The following is a 1208-nucleotide window of genomic DNA, read 5'->3' as shown; positions in this document are numbered from 1 at the left end:
TCTATGCCACCGAGGACTTCCGGCGGGCCCTGGCAGGGGCGCTGGCTGCTAGGGCAGATCTGGGTCCCCACGCCCTTGTTTTGTTCGATGTCTCGACGCTGTATTTCGAGACTGATCAGGGTGATGGGTTCCGCGAATCTGGGTTCAGCAAGGAGCGGCGCCTTGAGCCACAAATTACGATCGGGCTGCTCACCGACGCCGATGGATTCCCCCTGAAGATCACCGCTTTTGAGGGTAATAAAGCAGAGACGAGGACCATGATCCCGATGCTGGAAGACTTCATGGCCACCCACCAGTTGAAGGACATCACCGTGGTCGCTGATGCGGGTATGGTCTCTGATGCCAACCGCAAAGCCCTCGTGGGTGCCGGACTCTCTTACATCATCGGAGAGAAGCTCCCCGAAGTCCCACCTGCCATCCGTCGGTGGATGGAAGCTAACCCGGATGCTGCCCCTGAGAACGGGATGATCCTGTCCTGGCCGGTCTATGACGGTCCGGCAGGAGCCCGGCGCAAAGCACTGACCTACTACCAGTACCGGGAGAACCGGGCCAAGCGCACCCTGCGCGGGATCGACCAGCAAGTCGCCAAAGCCAAGAAAGCAGTGGAAGGCAAAGCGCCGGTCAAGCGCAACCGGTTCGTCGGGATCACAGGCGAGCACCGGTTCCTCAAGCACGACATCGAAGACAAAGCCCGAGCGTTGGCCGGGTGGAAGGCCTACATCACCAACCTCGACCCCGAACACGCCTCGGCGGACTACGTGATCGGGGCCTATCACCAGCTCTGGCACATCGAGAAAGCTTTCCGCATGTCGAAACACGATCTGGCTGCCAGACCCGTGTTCCACCGACAGAAGGACAGCATCGACGCGCATCTGACCATCGTCACCGCAGCCCTCGCTATTGCCCAACGACTCGAGGCGATCACCGGGTGGTCAAGGAAGCGTTTCATCACCACCGCCCGCCGCTACCGCGAAGTCACCCTGACCATCAACGGACAGCAACTCATCGCCGAGGCCGAGCTGCCCGAAGACCTCGCGGCCCTGCTCACCACCATCAGCGACACCATGAACGGTGCACACTAACCTGAGCAAAGTCGGGGCCGTGTTCAAGACCTGGCTCGATGCCCAGACACAGGAATTCCGCAACGGGATCGAGGTGGTGGCCATGGACGGGTTCACAGGGTTCAAGACCGCCACCGCCGAGGAACT

General features: G+C 61.0%; 1 protein-coding gene. It reads left to right on the top strand.

Annotation, left to right across the window (positions count from 1 at the left end; all coding sequences use genetic code 11):
* On the top strand, positions 1 to 1082 hold a 1082-nt coding region (locus FEF27_RS13025), incomplete at its 5' end, for an IS1634 family transposase (RefSeq protein WP_138171309.1).
* Between the last annotated feature and the right edge of the window lie 126 nt (positions 1083 to 1208).

Source organism: Nesterenkonia sphaerica, from assembly GCF_005771565.1.
Classification (GTDB): Bacteria; Actinomycetota; Actinomycetes; order Actinomycetales; family Micrococcaceae; genus Nesterenkonia; species Nesterenkonia sphaerica.
The sequence above is the reverse complement of the archived record's forward strand: the minus strand, read 5'-3'. Positions and strand labels throughout refer to the sequence as shown.